The organism is Methylomicrobium agile, from assembly GCF_000733855.1.
In the GTDB taxonomy this organism is placed as follows: Bacteria; Pseudomonadota; Gammaproteobacteria; order Methylococcales; family Methylomonadaceae; genus Methylomicrobium; species Methylomicrobium agile.
In genome coordinates, this window is sequence record NZ_JPOJ01000001.1 from 2,733,153 (window position 1) to 2,756,524 (window position 23,372).

Below are 23,372 nucleotides of genomic sequence, written 5' to 3' on the forward strand. Positions count from 1 at the left end.
TGGCAGGTCTACCCGGCATACCAGGAAGTTAATATTGGCCACTTCCTAAACATCGCAAAGCGGCGCCTTGATTATGAATGACTGAATTGATGACAATGAAACGCCTATTTTCCGCCTTCGTCTTTTTGTTTATCGACCAGACTGCGGCTTTTGCTTTAGATAGCACCCCGATCATCCGGGTCGATGCCGCTTATCACAGTGGGCCGGTCTTTGGCGTCGAACCCTTGATGAACGATCAAAGGCTGGCGACGATTTCGCACGACAAAACCGTCAAAATCTGGCGCAGCCGCGATTTTAAATTATTGCAGACGCTGCGCATTCCGATCGGCAACGCTTTCGAAGGCAACCTCGACAGCATTGCCGTTTCGCCGGACAGCAAACTAATCGCCGTCGGCGGCTGGACCTGCTGGGAACGGGGTAAACACGGGTGCGTTTATCTATTCGATGCCACTACCGGCCATTTGCTCCGCTGTATCGATCAATTGAAGAATATTATCGGCGAGCTGCGCTTCTCGCCTGATGGCCGCGTCCTGGCGATCGGCCTGCATGGAAACGGCGGGATCGCCTTTGTCGATACCCAAACCTTCCAAATTTTGGCACAAGATCAGGATTATGGCGAACGGGTAACCGGCTTGTCCTTCTCAAGCAACGGCTATGCGGCAACAGGCTCCAATGACGGCTACCTTCGCGTTTACGATCCGCAATTCAAGTTGGCTGCCCGCGTTAAGGTGCCAGAAGTCGACCGCATTGCCGACAGCTATTTTTCCCCGGATGGCAAAAGGCTTCTGGTCAGTTCTTACAACAGTCCGCTGATTCAGATTTTATCGTTGCCGCAATTGCAGGTTGAGCGCAGTTTAAGAGTCGATGCTTCACATCCTATCAAAACGCTCAGAAACGCGGTTTGGAGCCCATCGGGCGAATTCATTTACGGCAGCGGCGATTCGGCCAATGTCCAAGAAGCGGAAATTCTGCGTTGGAAGGTTTCCGATCTTTCTCATTATGAGTCGATAAAATTATCTCACAGGGTTCAATCGATACGCCCCCGCAGCCAGAACGGTATCGCGTTTTCAACTGAAAACGCCGCGATCGGATTGCTTGCCGATAATGAAACCAGACCGCGCTTATCGGATACCCATACCCTTCAACATCCACAGATGCACGATGGATTTCAGGTTTCTTTTGACGGTAGTAAAGTCTCGTTTCCAATCACTCAGCCCGTCAAAGAATCTTTATTTTTTTCGGTCGATCAGCTGTCATTAGAGAAGGAAACGGCAAATTTCAAACAGGCGGCAAGCCGGAAACCCAATAAAAATTTACAACTCGCCGATTGGGAAAATGCCGCCAAGCCAAAACTGAATGGGCATCCATTGGAACTGGAGCCTTTCGAAATCGTACGCTCTTATGCTTCCTCTACTAAAAATACCCACCTATTTTTAGGTACCGAGTGGTCGCTTAAATCCTTTGATAAAAAAGGCAGGCTGGCGTGGAACACTGCCATGCCGGGCGCGGTTTGGAATTTGGCGGCAACCGGCGACGGATCATTGGTAGTGGCGGCGCTTTCCGACGGCACGATCCGTTGGTATAGGGCGGCCGACGGGAAAGAGATGCAGGCGCTTTTCGTAGAACCGCACAGCAAGGAGTGGGTGCTTTGGCGTCCCGACGGCTATTATGCATCCTCCGAAAACGGCGACAATTTAATCGGCTGGCATGTCAACCGGGGTAAAAATAGTGCCCCGGATTTTTACCGGGCAGTGCAATTTGAACGGCAGTTTTACAGGCCCGATTTGTTGCGTAGCAGCCTGGGCGCCTCTGCCGGAAGCGCAAAAGAAGATTGGATCGCTCGAAGCGAACCCAAAAGATCGGGTGTCAGCACTCGCTATGCCGGAGTTTTGGCTAATGGCAGTCGTGGAACCATAGATACTATTCGCCTTGGCGAATTTACCTTAAGTCAATTGAGCAGCATTGCGCCGCCTCGCATCACTGTGACGTCGATGCGTACGTCCATCAACCCCAAAGGCATACCGGAATTGGAACTGACAATCGAGGCCGAGAAAAATAGCCGGCCGATGCAGGATATCCAGATTTATGCCAATCTGTTACCGGTTGCGACGCATCAAGAACGTCAATTGGCAGCCACCGAGAGTAGCAGCTTGCGCCGCACCTTCCGATTTCCGATTGCCGCGGGCGACAATCTCATTCGTGTCGAAATCAACAACGGCGTATCGTTGGGACTGGCGGAACAGTGGGTCGAAACATCCAATATCAAGCAAGCAATGTATCCGAAAGGCGATTTGTATGTATTGGCAGTGGGGGCCAATCAGTTCACACGCATATCCGGAGACAACAAAAGTACAGTACCTGATCTGAAATACGCCGTGAACGATGCGATTGAACTGGCTGGAGTGTTGGAAAAATCCGCAGATGATTCCGGTTTTAAACAAGTCCATGTCCGCTTATTAGCCGACGCCTCGGAACAGCAGCCCACGCGGCAAAACATTTTAGACGCTTTAAAATTTTTCGAGCAGGCCGGGCCGAACGACACTGTGCTGCTGTTCCTGGCCTCGCACGGCTTCAGCGATCAAACCGGCAACTATTATTTTCTTCCGCAAGACGGCGAATTCACGGACATAGAAGCAGTGCTGTCGGGCCGTAATCTGACCGGAAAAGCTCCTTCTCTGCTAAGCTGGACCGATTTCATTGACGGCATGAGACGAGCCGCCGGACGCCGGGTCATGATCGTCGACACCTGCCAGGCCAAAAATATTTTCGGTGAGTTCGATTCACGTTCCCTCCGCAAACGTTCTGCCGCGGCACTGTTTCCGTTGCTGCTCGCTTCAAAGGGCGACGAGCTTTCGCAGGAATATAAAACTGCGCAACACGGCTTGTTTACTTATGTATTGCTGAAAGGTTTGCGCGGGTTAGCGGATCGCAATCATGATCGAAAAATTACTGTGGGGGAGTTGCATGATTTTGCGGTGCCAATGGTGGAGAAATTACATAATGCGTCAGCCGGGCCACAGACGCCGCAATTGATTGCACCTGGAACATTGGCGAATATTGCGTTGCCGGTTCCGGAATCTAAATGAGTTTAAACAATCAACTACCGCGTCGGAGCAAGTGAATGGAAGATTTCAATATTTTGACAGACAAAGACAAACAAGACATGTCCTATAAAGCCTGTGTTGGCGGGGCAATTTTGATGGGCGCAGCGGTCGGCCGACTTGGCATGTTGCCTGGGCTATTAGCCGGAGCGGCTACCGGTTTGGCATTCGGCCTTTTAACCTGCAAACGACTTTCGCCGGCAATCGAGCGTAAACTTTTCTCTCAAAACGAGAGACTGAATGATCAAGAGTTATTACAAACGTTACGCATCCTTCGGGATGAAACCGGCGTAACCTCCAAATCAGACGCCATGCGCTTGCTGGGCTATGTGCGATTCGAAGCGAATCAAAAAGGCCAATCGCTTAAAAATGGAAGAAATGCTTGCATGCCTATGAAAGTTGCAGCAAATCAAATTCTGTCCGTACGCGTCTAGCTATTTTGGGCCATAACGATGCCGATGTATCCCCAAACCAAAGAATTATTGAATTTTCTGCAGAAGAATCCAACTATTCGCACTCGAATTGCCGCGCCGCCGAATAAAACGCTGCTCTATGCCGGCAATTTTTTCAAACCGATCTGGCAAGAGTTGGAGCAATTGAAACGCAGCAACGGCCAAATCGCCTCGAAAGTGCTGTTGCCTGACGTGCTCGCAACGATTCAAACGCCCGGTCAAGCGCACCCCACGCTGCTGACCTGGGCGAAGGCACTCGATGCCGTGATTCCGTGGAAAGAAAATGGTTTCATCGTCTGGCGCGCGCTTTCGGGCATTTTTGTGGCTAACGCGGTTAGTATGGTCTCCTTCTATATCGGCTCGAACGTCACGAAAAACGAAAAAGTATTTGGCGCAACCGAGATTCATGTACTCATGCGCAATCCGAATATCGATGCGGTGACCAAAGACATGCTCGGTTATTATCAACGCTGCATTCAATCGGGCCAATCCGCTATCAACGCCGGGTTTATCGGCGGTTAGTTTCGAAGTCCTAATCCCTATCTTGGAGCGAATATGATCATTTGCAAAAATCTGTATGTGCTGGCTTCAGCGTTCGCGTTGTCCTTCAGCGTCGCCGCGGATGCCGAGGATTTGAATCTGGGCGGCCGTTCCCCTTCAAAGGAAGAAGTCATTCGTGCGCTGAAACCGAGTGCAGACAGCGACGAAGCCATCTCGACCCGTAGCATCAAAATCAACCCCAAAAAAACCGTAGCATCCCAGCGAAATGCCATTTCGCTGGAAATTCGCTTCGCATACGACTCAGCGAGATTGACCGATGAATCGATTCGGCAATTGACGCCGGTCGCGGAAGCGTTGACGTCTGGTGAACTCGACAGCTTGAGATTTCAAGTCGAGGGTTACACCGATGCGAAAGGCAGCGATGCTTACAACAAAAATTTGTCGGTCAGGCGCGCCGCGACGGTACGCAATTTTTTCGTTCAGAAACATGGACTGAACGCTTCCCGCATCCAGGCATCCGGCTACGGCAAATCGAATTTGCTGGATCCGACGAATCCTAATAGCGCGGTCAACCGCCGGGTCAGAATTGTCGCAATGCCTTAATTGACCGGAAATTTCAGGGTAATCCGCCCTGCAATCAACCCTTCGATTTCCGGCTTTAACTTGCCCTCCGAACCGACAACTGTCTCTGGTTGCGGCAACGGCATCGTACTGGCGAAAGCTTCAATACGATCCGTTCCGGCCGGTCCGTCCACGGTAAATTCATAGTCCGCGTTGGCGTTAGGAATGCGAATCTCGGCACCGGGCCGAATCAAATGATGGGTCTCATAGGCATTCGGAAAAATCGTAAAAATTTCGCCTTTGGAGTTAATGTGCAGAAGGGTCACATACAGCGGTTTTTCAGTCGCAACGAATAACGCTATCGATTCTCCGATTCTATAATGCTCTGCGGACAACCTGAGTTTGAATGGTTGAATCCCAGCCTCGACATTTTTCGGAGGGGATTGCATTGTCGACATTTCACCGTCTCCGGTGGCCTCGTCGATGCGCTGGGATACGCGGGTAGGCGGCTTGATTGCTTCGGCAGCCCTTCCGTTCTGCTCCGCCGGACGATAAATGAACCAGGCCAAAACCGTCAATAAGACGCCCCCGACAGTAGCAATTGCAGCAAGGCTTTTTATTTTAGGCTGTTTGGGGGACGAAATTTCCAGCAAAAATTGGTCGATCGACCGTGTCCTGTTCCCCTGTTTCAACTCAAGTCCATGCAATAAGCCGTTCCATTGCGCCTTTGTGATCGATGTAATCGGCGCCGGCTTGGCTTTCATATCATAAGCTTGTTGTGCATTCGATCGCGAAAAGGGATGTTTACCGGTTAATAGTTCATAAACGACACAAGCCAATGCATAAATATCGTCTCGCGGATCCACCGGCTGATTATTGAGCCTTTCCAGACTCGCGTAAGAAGGTGAATAGGCATTTAAGGTTTGGGAACTGAAAATCGTCGTATCGTCATAATTGTGTCCGGGTTTATTGAATCGGCTGGCGATGCCTAAATCCAGAACCTTCACATGCCCCTCTTCATCCACAAAAACATTACCAGGCTTAAAATCCGCATGAACAATGCCGTTTTTATGAGCATGCGACAACGCTGCGGCCATATTCTGAATTAATGGCCATGCCTTGCTGAATGGAATACCAGAAGTATATTTTTTTAGTAATGTACTAAGTGGTTGTCCTTTGAGGAGTTCCATGCTCAAATAAATATTGTTCCCATCCCGATCAAAGTCATAGACAGCAATAATGTTTGGGTGGGCAAGTGATTTAGCTTTTTTGGCTTCCCTCTGCATCGCGACAAAAAACAGGGGATCGTCCAGAAGATCGGAGTTAAGCAGTTTGATAGCCAAATACGGGTCTTTGTCCCGAGCCTCTACTGCTAATAAATCTAATGCCTTATAGACGGTTCCCATTCCGCCGCGACCTAGAACCTCTTCAAGCACAAAGCGATCTTTTAGCACTTTTTTGCTTTCGGTAGAGGGAGTTATCACATTTCTCTCCTAATCGACTAAAAATTTACACAAAAATAGTCCGCCTCTCACTGATATTACCTGTCTCTATTTGCAACATAATGGGTATTCAAAAAACCGCACGCTGATAGCTTTGTCCAGCGCCGCCATGTCAAGCGATCCCCGCATTTCACGGTAGAACCTCATTCGACGGAACCCGGCAAGCCGGTTCCGTCTTAGGGGGTACGGGTTCAAAATCAGGGATATGGAAATGAGAAATTTCTATACAGCCAAGAATCAAGCCGCCTGTAAATCGTGCAAAGGCAAATGCGACAGCACTATGGATTGAATATCGGGTTTTTGGCTGGCATGTTGTACGTCAATACCAACCAATCCCCCGTTTTCATCAAAATCCAGCACTACGCCGTCAGCCACCTCATCGGAGTCTACGGACGCCCGTTCGGATAAATGGATATATAAAGAATCCGTTTCTTTATCGTAATTTAATTTCATGGCTTAAACCTTCGGTCTGGAAAAGCGTTATGCACGGTCACCCCATCTTCCAGTGTGACCACGCGCAAATAGCGGTCGAGTTCGTCAACAAATATCCAATGGCGAATACGCCCATCCGGCTGGATTTCCCGACGAAAGGGATGTGAAATCGCTTTAAGGCACCCTTCTGAACGGATATAAGGGCGCTTCAGCAAAACATCGTCGCGAAAATAAGTCGTTGTGGTTAAATTGTTCATTATGCGGATTATGAGGGAGTTTTTGTAAGGCAATCAAGTGTGCCTTACAACTTTTTATAGACTCGCTTACTGCATCGAAACTTGCCAAAAGATACGATTTATCGCTCATTCAAAGCGATTATTCGAAAGTCGCGACGAAGGCGTCGCTCCCACAAAACCGTAGTGCATAAGGCCTTCTCCAAAACAAGGACATGCAACGCCCGGAAATCATCATGATTTACCGTTTCCGGACAATCGATAATTTCTGTCAAATATGCCATTTCTTTGTCTTTCCGCTCGACAAAAAGATATAGCGTCGCTCTACATCTTTCCGACTCAGTCGCCCTTGTGTTACTGTATTCAGGCAAGGAGTCTTAATCAAAAAACAATCAATGCGCTTGGAGCTCTCGTGCAAAAATGCGGTCCAGGAAAAGTCTATCCGACTTTAGAGCTGTTCAATGTCAAAGGTTTAGGGCAAGTATTGGCATTTTTCGCTGTTTTCCTTATTTGCTCCGCTGTTGCCGCGGAAGCCGAAGAAGTCATTCTGCCGGAAATTACAGTGACAACATCGGGCGACTTCGCGGACGAAGCTCAAGACGCGGGATTTACCGAAAAGACCGGTACTACGCATTTAACTCAAGAAGACCTGGCCATCGCCCAGGAGCGTACCGTTGACGAAACCTTGCGGGGCCTTCCTGGCATTGGCGTGACTAAAGGCGGTACTTTCGGCTTGGGCCTGCTTCATGTGCGAGGCGTGGGCGGCCAAGGATTGGTTTTTCTGGACGGCATGCCGGTGCCCGACTCCTTGCCCGGCGTCGTCAATTTGAATGCGTTGCTTCCCGACGGTCAAGACCGTATCGAAATCAAGCGGGGGTTCAATCCGGCATCGAGAACATTTGGTTCGCTGGGTGGTTCCATCGATTTGACGTCCCGCACGGCCAAAGACGACAGCGCGGATCTGCGCGTGGAAGGCGGCACCTTCGGTTTTCTCAAGGAAACTGCGCGCGGCAATCTGGCGGGAAAAAAAGCACGTCTTGCCGTCACAGTCACCCGCGCCGATGCGTTCGACGGCGCCTATCATGCGCAAAAGTCCAACAACAATCCGGAGCGCGATCCTTACCACGCGAATCAGGTCCTCATGAAAGCCGGTCTGGACCTGAGTGATGCCGTCGCCTGGGAAGGCTCCATGCTGTACCGCGATGCATGGAATGCATGGGACGGTTACGGCATTCGCAAAGGCATGTTTGCGATGGCGGACGAAAAGGACTCTTTTTTTGCCGAAGAAAGCTGGATAGCGCAGAACACGCTCACTGCCCATATCAATGCGGATTGGGATATGCGTTTGCAGTTGGGTTATATCCATACCGACAATCAGGCTAAAGTCATGGGCATAACTCCGGGCTATACCACCGATCTTTACCTCGCCCGCTGGGAGAACAACCAGCGTTTGTGGCATGGCAAAGGGGGCGATGTCATTCGTCTGGTATGGGGAGCGGAAGGGCGCCATGAATGGGCCGAGGCTCCTACTTTCGGACCGCCGCCGGCATTGGCGCCCGGCGCGTCCTTTGCCGAAAGCCGTAATCAGCAAGCCGGCTTTCTGGAAACCCGTTTCGCCTATGGAAAACTCAGCGGCGACATGGGCGTCCGCTATGAAAGCTACGATCGCTTCCAAAGCCACGCGCTCGTTCACGCCGCCTTGGCCTGGCAGGTACAGGACACGTTGAAGCTGCGCGCCAACGGCGGCAACGGCTTCCGGATACCGAGTTACGCCGAAAGATTGTTTCCGCTGCTCGGTAATCCCCAGCTTAAACCCGAACGCGGCGCGGGCGGCGACCTGGGCTTGGAGTGGCAGGCGCTGTCCAACCTCAGATTCAATCTGACCGGGTTTTACACCCGCCACGACAATTTGATCGTCGTCAGTTGGGAGCCGCAACCCACCGCCCAACTCCCTTGCATCGGCGAATGTATCGGCAATGTCGCCAACGCCAGTATCGCCGGTCTGGAAACGAGTGCCGAGCTCGTTTTCAATCCGCAATGGCGCGGCGGAGCGGCCTATACCTATAACGACGGCCGCAATCTCGATAACGGCCGCCGGTTGCCGTTTCAAGCCAAGGATAGCGTGCGCGTCTGGGGCGAATGGCGCGCGCCGAATCTGCCGCTAACCTTATGGGCTGAAGGCATTTACCGCAGCCTGTCTCAAAACGATCTCGGCAACACACTGGATGTGGACGACGCGTTTCATCTGAACGTTCACGTCAACTACCGGGTGATGCCCAGGCTCGACTTATACGTGCGCGGCGAAAACATCAATAACGACAAAACGCCGGATATCTATAGTTTCGATCATGCCGGCGCCGCGGTCTATGGCGGCCTTTCCTACCGGCTTTGAACCAGTAATCGATGCCCCGAATGACATGGATCAATACTGCCGACACAAGGTCGACACTGGCTGCTGTAGCGCGTCCAACACCGTTCGACGTGTCCTTAACCTGTGTAGGGTGGGTAGAGCGTTTGATGCTTGGCAAAGCGCTTGTAGGACGGATTCGCCGTCAGGCAATCAGGCGCGGTTGGCGTTTTGCTATCGCGAAAACGCCCTACAACGCTGCGCTTCATAACGCTTGACATGGATAACAGGGCCGTAGGATGGGTAGAGCGTCAGCGAAACCCATCAAACAATCTAAAAAATAATTTCTTCGGGTTAACGATGAATGATTTACATCGGTCCGGCCATCAGATGCGACAAGTAAAATTTGACCAATTCGCGCTGGTTTTTGGTTTGGGTCTTGGCGAACAAGGCGCTGAGCTGAGTACGCAGGGTCTTGATGCCGATTTGCAGGCATTCGGCGATTTCTTGAGTGCTTTCTTTCAGCAGTAATTGCTCTAAAACACGGGTTTCGGCCGGAGTGAGACGGTAAATCTTGGCAAAGCCGCCGAGATTGCCCGTAGCCAGCTTGCCCGGTTCGGCGATCAGCGCCATGATGTGCGCTTGCTCGGCCAAGGACTGGGTAAAGGCGTTGGGCAGCGGCATGAAAGTAATCATCCAACGCTGGCCGGTCCCGATATCCTTTACGTCCATGCTGCCGCCAAAACCCTGACGAGTCTGGTACAGGTTTTCGCGAATCGCGGCGGCATCCTGTGCGCCGGCGGCGGTTAGCCGCTGGTTGATGACCAGCGGGCCGCTGCCCTCCCGGAAAATGGCCTCGGCCTGTCGATTGGCGAACAACACCTTACCGTCACCGTCCAACAAGGCCACCGCTTGATTTATCCGGTCCAGGACGTGTTCGCGCAAGTAGCGCGTTTCTTGTTCCAACGATAAGCGCCAGTGAATGCGCAGCGCCCGTTGTAAGTGCGGCATGAGGCGCCGATATAAGGCAATCTCGCTCTCCGTATAGATGCCGGCGCGGCGCGAGCGCAATGTCGTTACCCGTACCGAAACATCCCCTTGCTGCAAGATCGCGCCGCCGATCGAGTAGAAATAATCTTGCGGCTTCAGCCAGCCGCTGAAAAATTCGGTTTTGGGCAGGTCGGCGTCAGGATAGAGCTGGGAGGAAATGACCGGAACGCCTTCGCCGTAGCGCTTGGCATTTTGCAGCCAGACGTTCGCGTGGCCGAATTCCTTTTGGAGCGATTCGAGGAAATCCTCGTCGGTACGCGCCTGCGCGACGAAACTCCGGTTGGGCGAGGAGGCCGTTGTCGAGCGGCCCGTGCCGAAGTCATGTACAAACAGCAAGGATCCCGCTGAATGCATTGCCTCGGAAAAGCATTCGAGAAACCGTCGCCAAGCGGCCGGTTCCATGCCGGCGTCGTAGATCAATCCGACCAGTTCGTCAAATTGCTCCTCCATTTCGATCCCTACTCACTCCTCGGAATTTTTCAGTGATGTTGCCAATACGCAGGCACTGGGTTAGATAAATAGTCCCTGCTCCCGACAACTTGCCGAAAACGTTGTTTTGCTTTCTGACGCTGCTGGCGGGACTCGAAAAAAATGTCTGCAAGAACGCCCGTTTCAGCCAAATGACTGATGACGGAGAGGGATTATATAAATTAAGCTTCGCTCCGGCAATTCTTAGCGATAGGGGGGTAAGTAAGGTAATTATCGAAGTAGGCTAAGTTCAGTCTTCCAACGGAAGCAGTCGAAAGCAAAACGAGTTCTAGAGCTTACAGCCTTTCAACTGTCCGGACAGACGAATTTTTTCATGCACTGCCATATAAAGACACATCCTATGGGTGAAATACCAAGTGTGGCTTGATTGTAGCAAGCTCATGGCATTTTTATAATTTTCTCATCAACGTGAAACGTAAAGCAGCAAATTCGCCGATAGGCAATCCGCCGCGCGCTATGGGGTGCGGGCTGGATGATCCGCTGTGCCTGTAGCCGGGATTTTTCGAGTGGATGTGCGATCATCCAATCAGTCTGGCGATCACAAACTATCAGGCCGACAAATTGTTATTTACCGGTTGGAACGAGGGATACCCTTAATTCCTTACCGGATTTTATATCAAGGAGAAGAAAGTGCATTCCAAACCCTCACAAAACGCCGTTTTTCGTGCTGCTTTACAGCTTCGTGAGGCTGGCAGGCTTTATGATTTAACCGATACAGACTCTGACGACGTGTTTAGAGGCAGCATCGACCGTTTTTGCCTGATCGTCCATGAACTTAGAAATTGCCGAAAAGTGCTCGATATCGGCCCGGGCGCTGGCATCTTGTCTTCTCTACTCCATGAACTCGGGCATGAGTGCTATGCCGTCGATATTGTCGACCGGCGCGAGCAATTTCCAACGGCCTTTGCAAAACTCGAGGATTTCAAAATCTGCAATGTCGAGGTCGACCTCCTGCCCTGGTCGGACGGATTTTTCGACGCGGTGGTCTGCTGTCAGGCGCTGGAACATTTTTCGCATTCGCACCTGCCGGCAGTCAAGGAAATGTACCGCGTGCTGAAGCCGGGAGGCATTCTGGAGCTCGACGTACCGAATGTGGCCTGTTTCAGAAACCGCAGCCGCCTGCTCAGGGGCAAACACATCACCTACGATTACGAAAAACATTACCTCTATGCCGAACCGATTCTGTATAAAGGCCGGTCTTTCTTTCCTGACCGCCATAACCGCGAGTTTACGAAAAAAGAACTCAAGATTTTGTTCGATGCGGCCGGCTTTAAAAAGCAGCAAGTCTCATTCTTGAAAAGCCGCCGCTATCGGACAGGATTCGAAAGAATCAAATCGATCGGCACCGTGTTGAGAGATGCGATCCCTTCGTTCAGAAAATCACTGATCGGATTTGGGATCAAATAAACTCGCCAAAGGCTAGATAGTGTCGTCATAAGATAGCTGTCCACAGGGCGATGCACCGGATCTGCACAGCGGCCAGGAACGATGCGGTGTTCTTGGCATAGCGTGTGGCAATACCTCGCCAGCGCTTGAGGTGCAAGAACGCGTTTTCTACTAAATGCCGCAGTTTGTACAGGTCGCGATCGTAGTCGCGGGGTTGTTTTCGATTGCGGCGTGGCGGAATGACCACCGTCATCTGATTTGCTTCGGCTTGGGCTACGATAGCATCGCTATCGTAGCCTTTGTCCGCCAATAAGTACTGAGCATCCACGCCTTCGATCAAGGCTGAAGCCTGCGAACAATCTGCTGTGGTACCTGCTGTAATAAGGATTCTGACCGGCATACCATGCGCATCCACGGCCAGATGTATCTTACTGTTGAGCCCCCTTTTGTGACCGCCATGCCCTGATTGCCGCCTTGCGCGCCGGTCGCATGCGGATGGACTTTGATGTGGCTGGCATCAATCATCAACCATTCATAGTCGGGTTCGGTGACCAACTGTTCCAACAGGGCTTCCCAGACGCCGTGATCTCGCCAACGGCAAAACCGGCGATGGGTGTTCTTCCAATCGCCATAGTCAGGTGGCAGGTCGCGCCATGGCGCACCGGTACGCAAAATCCAGAAGACCGCATTGATAAACAAGCGGTTGTCTCGCGCTTTTCCGCCCCAGGCCCCGGCACGGCCGGGCAGATGGGGTTCCAGTAAGCTCCAAACCGTATCGGAAATGTCATGGCGGCGGTGGGCAGGTTGGGACATGGCTCTTTAATCTCATCAGCAACGACAATCTCCGTATTATACCTGACAAAGACTTATCTTGTGACGACACTATCTAGTAGTCTGCCAATCTTATATTGCTGGATAGAGCGATTTTAATTTTACCCGCGCCTCTTTGGTTGTAAATCGCCAATCCACACGAACAGCCTTCTGATTTCGTTGATTTTGCCAAGCCTTAATTTCACGCTTCAATGAATCTTGATCGGGTATTCGCCGATGCAGGCATTGTCGAGCCATAATGCCAATTTCTATTTCTGCCATATCCAACCAACTGCCATGTTTGGGAGTGTAGTGAATCTCAATACGCTCCGCTATTCTGCGCGCTTCTTCCGGTGTGAATGTGGCATAGAGCGAACTGACCTTGTGCGTATTCAGGTTATCCATCACCAAAACTATTTTCTTCTTTTCAGGGAAATGTTCATCCACTAATTCTTTGATCACCTGCGCCCAATCGGCTTTGGTATGCTGGTCCGTCACTTTGACGTAACGCCATCCCTCAAGCGGTGCAAACAGCATAAATAAATGGCTGACGCCGTTACGTTCATATTCAAAATCCTGTTTTTCCGGCTTCCCTGGCCTGACCGGCAAAGGGGTTCGGGTTTCCTTGATGTGCTGTTTACTGGTTTCATCCAGGCAAACTAAAACCTCGTCGTCGGTATAGGTTCGATGATACGTTTCTAAAACATCCTCCATCGCGCAAACAAAATCGGCATTCGCTTGCGGGGGAATACACCAACACTCCTTTAACCAAGGCTTAAGCGCATTTTTTTTAAAGTGGTCCTAACCGTTTCATCACTGACTGAATCGACCATCTGGCATTCAACCAGTTTGTCAGCCAACAATTGCATCGTCCATTCCGCTCGCCCCTCGGGAGCTGGCGTGCACGCTGTGGCCACCAGAAAGGCTTCGGCGGCGCCATCCAGTTTTTTAAAGCGGAAACGCTCCTGCACCTTCGGATTGAGAGCTGACTCCAAGCCTTCTTCCACAAACCGCTGACGAACTCGTTCAACGCTGCTGGCACTGATGTTCAACGCACCCGCAATGTCTTGATCTTTTTTGGCGGGGGTCCCCCCGGATTCATCACTTTGCAAGAGTATTCGGACGTGCGTGAGTTTTCGTGACGATGCCCGGCCTTTATTGAGTAATTCCATTAACTCACTTCGTTCCGTTTCGGTCAGTTTTACGCGATACTTTTTTGCCGGCATAAGCTAATCCTTTCAATTTCATTGAATTGATACAAGAAATTGAAATCTTACATTAACTATTCATCAAAGCAAGTTTGGCACACTACTAGCACAAATCCGGTCTATCGCCTTGATCACTCGTCGAGCCGGCAAGCGGTCGAGGCATTCGCTACGACTCAAAGGCCGTAAGGCGTAATTTGTAGCCCGTAGGTTGGGTTAGCGAAGCGTAACCCAACAGAATTCGGCTTCGAATGTTGGGTTACGGCTGGCGCCTAACCCAACCTACGGGCTACGGGCTGATGGGTCTAAGGGATTTAGTTCAGGTTTTCTTTATATACACTTATAATTTATCGGGGAATGTCATGTTTCGTTTGATAAGTTTTTTAATGTTATGTTTAAGCTCAATGGGGATTGTCCTAGCTGCTGACTCGGGTGAAGAATTTTGGGGCCCTAAATCCATATCCATCTCTGGGTCGCCTCTAGAAGTTAAAAAAATTAAGAGACGATCCGATGACAGGCTGGGTTATAAGCGATATAGAATTTTAGTCAAAAATAACAGTCGCCAATATGCAGAAGACGTTATTGTTGCGATTGACCACTTTCTACCCGCATCACAATTTGAGTTTTCTGAACTTCGAAGAAAAAATGGGGCTTACAAATACAGATTAGTTCCAACAGCTACGGGAGCGTATATTCAAATACCAAAAATCAATAAAAAAATTACAAAAATTATCGATTTCAAGTTCACAAATGAAAATTCTAACGATTTTTCATTTTCCGTGTCGGCTACCTCAAACACCACCATTCCAGTAATAGACAGTATTGAAAATATTATCAGTGACAAAATTTTCTCTGGTACAAAAATAAGGTTGAGTGGCAAGGGCTTTCGACCTACGTCCTCAGTAAAAATCGCCGGAATTCCCGTTAACAAAATTGAATACTTGAGCTCTGATAAACTAGAAGTAACTGTTCCATTTAATATTGTAAATAATTCCATTGAGCCTTTACAAAATGGTCCTATAGATGTTCAGGTTGACGGCAGCAACCCATTTTCAGTAACGGTTGATTCTCCGGATATCAGTCAGAACCAGGGTTTAAATGCCGTTAATGATCTGATTCATGAGCTGGATGTATTGGCAGAGTCAATACGTGCCAATGCCTCCTCTACAGAAGCGCAGGCACAAGTTTCACAATTGATTGATTGGCTTAGCGCCAATAATGTGCTCACTGAGAGTGAGAAAGTATTAATAGCCCAGATTAATGCTTCACCGGATCTCACGATCGCTTTAATTAGAAAGACTTTATCTGATGCTCTAGCTCCATTAGATAACAATTCGATAAATGTATTAGGAGCATCACTTGCTGAGCGGTCACAAAATTTAAACACGGTTAAACTTGATGCGATATCCAACTTATCTGATCCCGGACTGATCTCGGTTGCCACCGCTTCCCATCCGTGGTCTGAATATAGCGATTATTTAAATTTTCAGAGATTTCTATTCCAGCTTGGAGATTTTCTTGTTTCCCCAGCGCTTTCTGTCGAAGCTGGGGCGTGACGGCGGGAGACAATTGGCTTAGCTTGTATCTTAAAGGTAAACAGGAAAGCGAAAAATATAAAAGCGTTATAGAAAAAACGAGACTGCTTAGTACTAGTTTAGAGATAGCGGGAGGAGGGCTTACTGTTGTCTCTTTAGGGTCGGCAGCCCCAGTGGGAGCAGGTTTAGTGCTCGCCGGGGTCGCTGTTGATATCATGTCATCGCCATTTGATGTATATGTTACCTTGTTAGAAAAGATACATGGCCAAGTGGATGGCCTAAGAATCAACTCGGACTATGATGCGCGGCTAACCCCTGCACAGACCGATGACAAACTTATTCTAGAGATGGTAAAGGGAAAAACGGCGCAGCTCCATGCCATTATTTCTACAAAAAATTATTCTGATACCCAACAGGTGCTTGGAGCGTTAACCGAATGGGCGACATCAAAAATAAATTTATTTAGCAAAATTGCCGATTTAGCCAAAGCCATGGCTAAAACTGGATCATTTGCAAATCAGTATGGGGATTATGAAAAGTTGTACAAAGCAACGAAGGAATACTTCAGGCCCAGCTCAGCGCCAAATTGTCCCCTTTGCCCAAATTTCGGCACGATAACTGACGAAGTATTTTCTGCCGAAAAATTATTCCTAGAAACGGCAAAACAACCTTCTTGGAATATTATTCGGGAACAGGTATGGGATAAAGCTAAAAGCGAAATGATCGTGAGGGGCCATCAGGCGGCGGGTGCTATAGAAAATTTACTCTTCACACGAAAGGATTTTGAAGTGTCTTTCTCTCATGTGGCATCAACCTGCAAAAGTTTGGCTATTCCTTCTTCTGGCTTAGTCGGTCCCTTGCCAGAAATTAGGAGTTTTAAAGCCGATTGCAGCTTTTACTTGGGTGAGATACAAAAACAAGATTCACCTGAATATTTAGTCGAGTTTCAAGCTCTTGTGCCTTATAAGGTTGTTGTAAACCTACATACCAACCTCGGAACTATGCCTGGAGTTAGAGAATTTATCGAAACATCTCCAACGTCGGGGCGAACTCGATGTATGACTACTATAGATGAGAGGTCATTCGGCTCCCCGTTTCTTTATTCTTTGTATGATAACGAGGGTAAATCTCTCGGGGTTGGGGGATTGGGGGGACGGGGCCAGATGGGACAGTATATTGCTACCATCATACTGATGAAAATCACCAGTGGACTATCTCATCTGATCCGCTAAAATTTCTTTCGGAAGAAGACTTCGGGAATTATACTCTTTATATAATTCTTGCTTGGAGCATAGTGCCGATGGACTATAGTTATAATATTTATCACCCAACAACTACTATTATTAATAATAGCTATCTTGAGGATCCAAAACTTATACCTTGGCCAGTTATTAACTGGCCAGCTATTGCTTATAAAATACCAGTAAAAGATATTATGTCAAAATACAACGGGAATTTTTACTTTACCATTAGCTATTCTCCATAGCCCGTAGGTTGAGTTACGCTTCGCTAACCCACCCAACCTACGGGCTAAAGCGATCGAATTAGGACTTGTACTAAGCAATACAAAAATAGCGGAATTTAAAGACCGGGAAAAGGGGAAAAGGGGACGCTACCCTTTTTATTATCCTGATAGATATTGAACAAGCTCTCAGAGGTATTTATGCCCAAATCACCGATGCTTACCGGAGAAGACAGAATCGAATTCTCGCCACTTTTAGGCCGCACTATTCGCAGCGGCGCTTTAGCCCATTTCAAAGTGGCGGATCAGGATAAACTGGCTGAATGGATTCGTGCGAGACGTACTGAAGATGCCGTTGCTCTTTTGGAAGTCATGAAGCTTCTTTATGTGGACATGAATCGCATTCTCCTTGAATGGTCCCTTTCGTGGGGCCAGCGGATACGAGAAGATTTGGGGATTGCAGAGGAAACTAAAATCACAACTCATGTGCATTCCATTTGGTCCGAGATCGTTCGCGTTGAAAAAGAATCCCCGGAGCATATCGAGGCCGGCAAAACCGTTATCTCGGTTCTTTCTCCTGAAATTCGGCGAAGTCGTGCCGATTGCCAAACGCTGAGTGAGCAGCTCAACGCCGTTCCACTTGCGGCCTGGCACGAAGTGGTTCAAATCACCAAAGAAAAAAAAGCAGAGGAGGCTCTTGCAAAATTTGCGGTTTTCATACGTAAGTCCCGCGCCGTTCATGACTATCTCTGCCAATATCTCTGGGTGTATCCGACGGAAACAGAAAAGTCATACGGTCAGGCATTTTCCGAACGCATGATGATAGAAAGCTTTCAGTCTTGCACAATGTACGAAGGTTTTATCAAACTGATTGCCAAACTTTCTCCGGAAGGTGTTGTAGCTCTGATGGCCGAACACCTGCGCGGCCACTATTCCGGCCCTGATCGCCGCGGAAAAGTTGAAATTGTCGACAATCCCGACAACTACACCATCGTTTTTGACGGATGTGGCAGTGGCGGAGCCATGAGAAGGAAAAATGCGGGAAAAAACACGCGTGGACTTGAGAATTATTCCAAGGCTTCACCTTCAACCTGGAATATGAAAGGTGTTTCTTCGTTCTGCGCTCACTGTGCGCAAAATGAAATTTTCATGGTGCGGAGATTCGGATTTCCAGTATGGGTTGTAAATTATGATCCGGATCCAATGAAACCTTGCAGTTGGACTATTTTTAAAGATTACACAAACGTTCCGGATAAGTTTTACGAGAGAATCGGATTTAAAAAAGATCCAGACAAAATGGCAAAGCTTTCGACGGACTAAACCGCTTTCTTCTCGGAATCCCACAGCCCGCGTAGTTGTTAAGACAAATGTTAAGTAGAGATTGCTCAGTAAATCAGCCATAGGCCTGTACAGGCCGAACGACGGAGTGGAGCTGAGCGCGCTGGGTTAAAAGCCTTTGTTTCCATGCCTGGGCAACTGCCTTAATCACCCCCGCAAGACCGCATTGACTGAGGCCAAAAAAGATCCTTTAGGATCAGCAGGTTCATGACCAGAAAGAGGGTGTTGATCCAGGCGAATGCCGTGTTAGCGCGCTTGGCCCGGATGTCGTTGAGCCGGTAACCCTTTTTGCCCTGACCGAATTTGCCCTCGATCGGAATGCGTTGCAAATAGTCTTGTCGGCGTTGCGCCTTGGTTTGCTTGAGCTGTTCGCGATTGGCGTCGATCACTTGCTTGGGGCGGCCGAGCGGCTTGCCGGCAAAGTGGATGCCGCGTTGTTTCAAATAGCCGCGGTTGGCGCGCGTGCCATAGAGCGGATCGGCGATCACCCGTTCCGGAGAGTGGCCGTATCGCTCGCGGTACACTTCAACCTGTGTCGTCAGGTCCAAGCCTTCATGAAACTCGTAACCCGTAAGGCGTAACCCGTAAGGCGGAATCCGTAAGGCGGAACCGGCTCTGCCGGGTTCCGCCTAGGGAGAGTGGATCGCCCGGCATGGCGGCGGATCGCCTGTCGGCATCCGCCCTACGTGGGCTGGTTTGATTATGCGGACTATGACGGCGTTGTTTTTGTAAGGCAATCAAATGTGCCTTACAACTTTTTATGGACTCGCCTACGGCATCGATACTTGCCAAAAGATACGATTTATCGCTCATTCAAAGCGATCGGACTTTATTCGAAAGTCGCGGCGAAGGCGTCGCTCCCACAAAACCGTATGTGGCTTCGTTTATCCTCGATTCCGCTAACGTTTCATTGAGGCTACCTGCTGTAGGGCGTTTTCGCGACAGCAAAACGCCCGTAGCCTTCAAAGCGGAGCCCGGGTAGGTCGGGCAATAGCCTCATCGTTACCCGACGTTAGGTGGCGTGGTGGATGGCGATGAATGACATGCGTCCGATTACGCTACGAGACTGTGAAAGAATCCCAAAGCCATTGCCGCCAGAGCATTTTGAAGGTCGGCGTCAGATTCTGATCGTCGGCCTTTACGCGGGCATCGACTTCATCGGGCGCAAACCAGCCGCCTTCGTCGATCTCGTCGGCGGCAAGCGCGAACGGTCCGTTGTGCGTGACGCGGTAAACCTGGACGAACTCCATGCCGTTTTCGGCCGTCGGCGGCATCTTGAAAACCGGCGTTAAGGGGCCGCGATGTTCCACGCCGAGCTCTTCGCGCAATTCCCGCGCCGCGCTGCTGTCGTAATCTTCACCCGCGTCGACATGGCCGGCGGCCGAGGTATCCCAAAGCCCCGGATTCAGATCCTTCAGCATCGAGCGTTTCTGCAGGAACAGGCGTCCGGAATCGTCGAATACCAGAATGTGCACTGCGCGGTGCCTCATTAGCGAGGTATGAACGAGATGACGCGGACTGGTTCCGATCACGCTGTCGTTTTCGTCGACAACCGCCAGTAATTCCTGATGGGGGAGTGGCTTCATGACTCGATCGAATTTATCCGGATTGATTTTCGCTGCATCTTGAGCCGAGGCGACGGGGCGAGAAAAGGAAAAAAGAAGAGGGACAATCTTCCGCCCGACTTGCGGCGGGCGGAGCGTAAGGTTTGGGCTTTAAGCGGCTTTGCCGGCTTCGGTCGCGGAAGGCACCTCGATCAGACGGCCGGTCTTGCAGTCGTAGATATAGCCGTAAACCGGAATGTCGCGCGGTACCAGCGGATGGGTTCTGATCCGGACGACATCTTCGAGCACGCTTTGCTCTTGATCCTTGATCGTCAGCCAACTGATGTGTTTCGCTTCGTGCGAGCCGGGACCTTCCCCGGTGTCGTACCACAAGCCTTGCTCGTTCAGCGAGGCGGTCTTCAGGCTGTTGGCCAGCAAGTCGCGCATGATTTCGTCGTTGAACAGTTCCATGCCGCAATTGGTGTGGTGAATCACGAACCATTCGCGGGTGCCGAGCAGTTTGTAGGAAATGACCAGGGAACGGATCGCGTCGTCGCTGGCGCGGCCGCCGGCATTCCGGATCACGTGCGCGTCGCCCTCGGCCAATCCTGCGTATTTGGCCGGATCGAGGCGGGCATCCATACAGGTCAGAATCGCAAAGTGCCTGCCCGGCGGCATGGGCAAGTCGCCTTTATCGCCGAAATTATCGACGTATTCCCGGTTGGCGGCCAGGACTTCGTTCAGAATTTTGCTCATGAGTGCCTCTTATCGTTATTATTGGGGATCGGAAAAAATGGCCGATATAAAAAAACCGCTTGGTCTTGTCTCTTTCGATGCACAGGGCCAAGCGGCTTTCAACTATCTCCGGGGTGTAATATACCCGACTAAACCCAGGCTTTAAATAGTGTTATAAATTTATAAAATATAAACTTATCGTTTATAGTAAGGTGATGGATAAATTGAATAACATGCAGGTATTCTGCCGGATCGTCGAACTCGGCACTTTTGCGGCGGTCGCGCGCGAAATGAACTTGTCCGCGATGATGATCAGCAAATACGTCGCGCAGCTCGAAGAATCGCTCGGGGTCGCCCTGCTGAACCGGACGACGCGGCAGATCAGCCTGACCGAGGCCGGAGAAATTTACTATCACCGCAGCAAGCAGTTGTTGGACGATTTTCGGGAACTGGACGAATCGACCTCGCAGCTCGGCCGGAAAGTGCGCGGCGTATTGAAAATCAGCGTCCCGATCGACTTCGGCGGACTGTTCATGGTGCCGGCGATCGAGGCTTACCAGCGCGAATATCCGGACGTGAAAATTTTGATGACCCTGCACAACAGCCGGGTGAATCTGAGCGAAGGCAGCTTCGACCTGTCGATTCTGGTGACCGATACGCTGGATCTCGGCGTGGTGGCCCGCAAGATCGCCGAGACGCGGCTGTGCGTTTATGCTTCGCCCGAGTATATCGCGACCCACGGCAAACCGGAACGGATAGAAGAACTCAGCGAACACCGCTGCCTGCATTACATGGATACGCCGCACCGGGATTACTGGATTTTCCGGACCGGCGAGCAGGAGACCAAGATTAAAACCCAGTGGCATTTCGCCTCGAACAACGGCCGAGCCTTGTGCCAGGCGGCGGCGCTGGGGATGGGCATTACCCAGGCGCCGGAGTTTTCGGTCGCGAATTATCTGGCGCAGGACAAACTGGTCGAGGTATTGCAGGAGTTCCGGATTCCATCTCTGGCGATTTATGCGATTTATTTACACCGGCGGTTTTTGCCTGCCAAGCTGACGACGTTCGTCGATTTTCTGGTCGGGTATTTTTCCGAAAACAGTTTGTCCGGTCAGGTAAGGCGGGTTTGAAATGGCAAGACGAAGCCAACACACGCTCCCGGAGATCAAGGCGATGGTGCTCCAGGCGGCCGAAACCCTGGTCGCGGAAGAAGGCAGCAAGGCGCTGACGATGCGCAATGTCGCTTTCGAGATCGGCTACACGGTCGGCAGCATCTACATGGTGTTCGAGAACATGAACGACCTGGTGCTGCATTTGAACGCGCGCACGCTTGATGCGTTGATCGGACGGTTCGATAGCCTGCCGCCCCACGGTCCGGCGGAAGCGATCGAAGCAATTGCGGGGATTTATCTGAATTTCGCCAGCCGGCATTTCAACTGCTGGAACCTGATTTTCGAACATCGCCAGCCGGCAGGGGAGGCGTTTCCGGATTGGTATGGCGAAAAGATCGACCGTGCGTTTTCCCGCTTCGAAGCGGAATTCAAGCGGCTCGCGGAGGATCGTTCGGATGCGGAGGTCAAGCAGGCGGCGCGCGCTTTGTGGGGCGGGATCCACGGCATCTGCATGCTGTCGCTGACGGGCAAGTTCGCGGCCGCCGGCGCGGACGACATGGAAGCCGGCGTGAAGCTGCTGGTTCGGCATTTTCTCGGCAGTTGGCGGAATCGGGCGGTGCCGTAAGAATTGCGCCGGAGATAATCCTTAAATGAAATATTCAAGCCCCGTCAGGTTTTGAAAATCGGGCAGGCGGGTATGTTTCTAAGAGCTGTAGGGCGTTTTCGCGATAGCAAAACGCCAATCCCCTTCAAAGCGAGGCGGATTGCCTGACGGCGAATCCGCCCTACAAGCGCTTGGCCTTCATGCCGGCCATTCCGCTCGACAGCCAATCGAGCCAGACCGAAAAGTTTTCGCCTTTCGCGGCCGAAAGGCGGATGACCCCGATATCGGGATTGACCTGCCGTGCAAATCCGATGCAGCGCTCGACGTCGAAATCGACGTAAGGCAGCAGATCGGTCTTGTTGATCAGCATCAGGTCGGCGGCGTGGAACATATCCGGGTATTTGAGCGGCTTGTCGTCGCCTTCGGTGACCGACAGCACGACGACCTTGTGCGCCTCGCCGAGATCGAAAGAGGAGGGACAGACCAGGTTGCCGACGTTCTCGATCGCCAGCAGGCTGTGACTCCTGAGACCCAGCTTCTCGACCGCATGGCCGATCCCCTGCGCGTCCAGATGGCAGGCGCGGCCGGTATTGATCTGCACGGCCGGCACGCCGGCGGCGCGAATCCGTTCGGCGTCGTGTTCGGTCTGCTGGTCGCCTTCGATGACTGCAATCGGAATCCGGTCCTTCAGCGCCTTGATCGTCTCGACCAACAGCGTCGTCTTGCCGGAACCGGGGCTTGAGACCAGATTCAGCACGAAAATATGGCGCCGTTCGAAGTAAGTCCGGTTTTGCTCTGCGTAGGCGTTATTCTTGCCGAGCAGGTCCTGCTCGATCTTTAACAGCCGCGCCGCCGAATGCTCGTGGTCATGCCCGGCATCAAGTTTCCGGTTCAGGACGAAGCGATGTTTCTGAGGCTCAGGATGTGGATGGGGATAGCCGCAGCCGCAAATTCCGCACATGATGTTTTCCGA

22 protein-coding genes are annotated in these 23,372 nt (G+C 50.9%); 12 read left to right on the forward strand and 10 right to left on the reverse strand.

Annotated elements, in window-relative coordinates; genetic code table 11:
- The first annotated feature begins 77 nt into the window (after window positions 1-77).
- The 4 genes from CC94_RS0112985 to CC94_RS0113000 are packed head-to-tail and all read left to right on the forward strand — an operon-like array spanning window position 78 to window position 4,657.
- Window positions 78-3,086 carry a caspase family protein gene (locus CC94_RS0112985; RefSeq protein ID WP_084675344.1) on the forward strand — a complete coding sequence of 1,003 codons (3,009 nt, stop codon included), beginning with the start codon at window positions 78-80 and terminating at the stop codon, window positions 3,084-3,086.
- Window positions 3,087-3,121: 35 nt separating this feature from the next.
- Window positions 3,122-3,535 (forward strand): hypothetical protein, encoded by a 414-nt coding sequence (locus CC94_RS0112990; protein ID WP_005370433.1) that lies wholly within the window; start codon window positions 3,122-3,124, stop codon window positions 3,533-3,535.
- A gap of 18 nt (window positions 3,536-3,553) precedes the next feature.
- Entirely contained in the window at window positions 3,554-4,075 is a 522-nt protein-coding gene (locus CC94_RS0112995; protein ID WP_005370435.1) for a hypothetical protein, read from the forward strand.
- A gap of 33 nt (window positions 4,076-4,108) precedes the next feature.
- A complete protein-coding gene (locus CC94_RS0113000; protein WP_005370437.1) occupies window positions 4,109-4,657 on the forward strand; it encodes an OmpA family protein in 549 nt (182 codons plus the stop codon).
- Here the strand turns inward: CC94_RS0113000 and CC94_RS22390 are convergent.
- From CC94_RS22390 to CC94_RS23095, 3 genes are all read right to left on the reverse strand, one after another.
- On the reverse strand, window positions 4,654-6,099 hold the full coding sequence (locus tag CC94_RS22390) for a serine/threonine-protein kinase (protein ID WP_051911496.1): 1,446 nt from the start codon (window positions 6,097-6,099) through the stop codon (window positions 4,654-4,656). The two genes, CC94_RS0113000 and CC94_RS22390, sit on opposite strands and share 4 nt — an antisense overlap.
- A 255-nt stretch (window positions 6,100-6,354) precedes the next feature.
- Entirely contained in the window at window positions 6,355-6,570 is a 216-nt protein-coding gene (locus CC94_RS0113010) for a DUF2283 domain-containing protein (protein WP_005370439.1), read from the reverse strand.
- Window positions 6,567-6,806, reverse strand: a complete 240-nt coding sequence (locus CC94_RS23095) for a hypothetical protein (protein WP_005370441.1) — start codon at window positions 6,804-6,806, stop codon at window positions 6,567-6,569. The genes CC94_RS0113010 and CC94_RS23095 overlap by 4 nt, the downstream gene beginning before the upstream one ends.
- 538 nt (window positions 6,807-7,344) lie before the next feature.
- Between CC94_RS23095 and CC94_RS0113020 the strand changes: the two genes are divergently transcribed.
- On the forward strand, window positions 7,345-9,174 hold the full coding sequence (locus CC94_RS0113020) for a TonB-dependent receptor plug domain-containing protein (RefSeq protein ID WP_169740959.1): 1,830 nt from the start codon (window positions 7,345-7,347) through the stop codon (window positions 9,172-9,174).
- A gap of 324 nt (window positions 9,175-9,498) precedes the next feature.
- On the opposite strand, the gene CC94_RS0113025 is transcribed toward CC94_RS0113020, so the two are convergent.
- A complete protein-coding gene (locus tag CC94_RS0113025) occupies window positions 9,499-10,629 on the reverse strand; it encodes a helix-turn-helix transcriptional regulator (protein WP_031431186.1) in 1,131 nt (376 codons plus the stop codon).
- 768 nt (window positions 10,630-11,397) lie between these two features.
- On the opposite strand from CC94_RS0113025, the gene CC94_RS0113030 reads away from it, so the two are divergent.
- Entirely contained in the window at window positions 11,398-12,075 is a 678-nt protein-coding gene (locus CC94_RS0113030) for a class I SAM-dependent methyltransferase (protein WP_051911497.1), read from the forward strand.
- A gap of 25 nt (window positions 12,076-12,100) precedes the next feature.
- Here CC94_RS0113030 and CC94_RS25515 read toward each other — a convergent pair.
- Window positions 12,101-12,867 (reverse strand): IS5 family transposase gene (locus tag CC94_RS25515; RefSeq protein WP_157203341.1). Its coding sequence is split into 2 segments (ribosomal slippage): window positions 12,101-12,492 and window positions 12,492-12,867, totalling 768 coding nucleotides; the frame shifts between segments, so codons are not numbered across the junction.
- 90 nt (window positions 12,868-12,957) lie between these two features.
- Window positions 12,958-14,090 (reverse strand): IS630 family transposase gene (locus CC94_RS23780; RefSeq protein ID WP_157203433.1). Its coding sequence is split into 2 segments (ribosomal slippage): window positions 12,958-13,658 and window positions 13,658-14,090, totalling 1,134 coding nucleotides; the frame shifts between segments, so codons are not numbered across the junction.
- 341 nt (window positions 14,091-14,431) lie between these two features.
- Between CC94_RS23780 and CC94_RS0113055 the strand changes: the two genes are divergently transcribed.
- The 4 genes from CC94_RS0113055 (at window position 14,432) to CC94_RS0113065 (ending at window position 18,386) form a co-directional block, all read left to right on the forward strand.
- Window positions 14,432-15,625, forward strand: coding sequence for an Mce/MlaD family protein (locus tag CC94_RS0113055; protein ID WP_169740960.1), 1,194 nt, complete (start codon window positions 14,432-14,434; stop codon window positions 15,623-15,625).
- Window positions 15,622-16,836, forward strand: a complete 1,215-nt coding sequence (locus CC94_RS0113060; RefSeq protein ID WP_031431196.1) for a hypothetical protein — start codon at window positions 15,622-15,624, stop codon at window positions 16,834-16,836. The genes CC94_RS0113055 and CC94_RS0113060 overlap by 4 nt, the downstream gene beginning before the upstream one ends.
- A gap of 68 nt (window positions 16,837-16,904) precedes the next feature.
- On the forward strand, window positions 16,905-17,090 hold the full coding sequence (locus CC94_RS24120) for a hypothetical protein (RefSeq protein ID WP_169740961.1): 186 nt from the start codon (window positions 16,905-16,907) through the stop codon (window positions 17,088-17,090).
- 177 nt (window positions 17,091-17,267) lie between these two features.
- Complete coding sequence (locus CC94_RS0113065; protein WP_157203434.1) at window positions 17,268-18,386, forward strand: hypothetical protein; 1,119 nt, start codon at window positions 17,268-17,270, stop codon at window positions 18,384-18,386.
- Between the two features lie 161 nt (window positions 18,387-18,547).
- Here the strand turns inward: CC94_RS0113065 and CC94_RS0113070 are convergent, their stop codons facing one another.
- From CC94_RS0113070 to CC94_RS0113080, 3 genes are all read right to left on the reverse strand, one after another.
- Window positions 18,548-18,928, reverse strand: coding sequence for a transposase (locus tag CC94_RS0113070; protein ID WP_342666540.1), 381 nt, complete (start codon window positions 18,926-18,928; stop codon window positions 18,548-18,550).
- A 534-nt stretch (window positions 18,929-19,462) separates the two neighbouring features.
- Complete coding sequence (locus tag CC94_RS0113075; RefSeq protein ID WP_031431202.1) at window positions 19,463-19,990, reverse strand: NUDIX hydrolase; 528 nt, start codon at window positions 19,988-19,990, stop codon at window positions 19,463-19,465.
- 129 nt (window positions 19,991-20,119) lie between these two features.
- Window positions 20,120-20,704, reverse strand: a complete 585-nt coding sequence (locus CC94_RS0113080; RefSeq protein WP_031431204.1) for a beta-class carbonic anhydrase — start codon at window positions 20,702-20,704, stop codon at window positions 20,120-20,122.
- Between the two features lie 194 nt (window positions 20,705-20,898).
- On the opposite strand from CC94_RS0113080, the gene CC94_RS0113085 reads away from it, so the two are divergent.
- Complete coding sequence (locus CC94_RS0113085; protein WP_005370472.1) at window positions 20,899-21,813, forward strand: LysR family transcriptional regulator; 915 nt, start codon at window positions 20,899-20,901, stop codon at window positions 21,811-21,813.
- A gap of 1 nt (window position 21,814) precedes the next feature.
- Complete coding sequence (locus CC94_RS0113090) at window positions 21,815-22,420, forward strand: TetR/AcrR family transcriptional regulator (RefSeq protein ID WP_031431206.1); 606 nt, start codon at window positions 21,815-21,817, stop codon at window positions 22,418-22,420.
- A 160-nt stretch (window positions 22,421-22,580) separates the two neighbouring features.
- Here the strand turns inward: CC94_RS0113090 and hypB are convergent, their stop codons facing one another.
- Window positions 22,581-23,360: a hydrogenase nickel incorporation protein HypB gene (gene hypB / locus CC94_RS0113095; RefSeq protein WP_084675348.1), complete on the reverse strand. Its 780-nt coding sequence runs from the start codon at window positions 23,358-23,360 to the stop codon at window positions 22,581-22,583.
- Window positions 23,361-23,372: the final 12 nt, after the last annotated feature.